Raw genomic sequence first — 805 nt, forward strand, 5'->3', positions numbered from 1 at the left:
GCTTTCCCCGGCATGGCAATCCTTATCACGAGCCTCTCATTCAATATGGTCGGCGATGCATTGCGTGACGCCATGGACCCAAGGACGCATTGACCATGATCGCGCATCAAAAGCATGAAGCTGTGCCACTGCTTTCCGTAAGGGGACTATGTGTCCGGTTTGGAAATGGTAGCGAGGCGGTAGCCGCACTCAGAAATCTCTCGTTCGATCTTGGCAAAGAAAAGCTCGGCATTGTGGGAGAGTCGGGTTCCGGCAAATCGACACTCGGGAGGGCAATTTTGAAGTTGTTGCCTCGTATGGCCACTATATCCGCCGATAGACTTGATTTTTGCGGTTCTGACATCGGCAAGGCAACTGAACGGCAGATGTTGCAAATACGTGGGCGTCAGATTGGCATGATCCTTCAGGACCCCAAATACGCCCTCGACCCCACAATGAAGATCGGCGATCAAATTGGCGAAGCCGTCACATTGCACCTGGGAAAACGTGGCAAAGACAAGAAAAACCATGTCCTGGAAATACTCGACAGCGTAAAGATCAGGGATCCGCAACGCGTATACGAATTGTATCCCCACCAGATTTCGGGCGGCATGGGGCAGCGGATAATGATCGCAATGACACTTGTCGCTCAACCCAAGATCATTATTGCTGATGAGCCAACGTCGGCTTTGGATGTAACAGTCCGCCGGCAGTTGCTTGAATTGCTTGATGAACTTGTAACCGCGCGTGGTATCGGGTTGATCTTCATCACTCATGATCTCGATTTGGCAGAAGGTTTTTGTGACCGCCTTTTGATCATGTATTC

General features: G+C 50.9%; 1 protein-coding gene. It reads left to right on the forward strand.

All coding sequences use genetic code 11. The features are described from left to right. Positions 1 to 95: 95 nt before the first annotated feature. A partial coding sequence (locus ACXJ5O_RS28715; RefSeq protein ID WP_457302874.1) for an ABC transporter ATP-binding protein occupies positions 96 to 805 on the forward strand: 710 nt, incomplete at its 3' end.

Source organism: Phyllobacterium sp. P5_D12, from assembly GCF_054049495.1.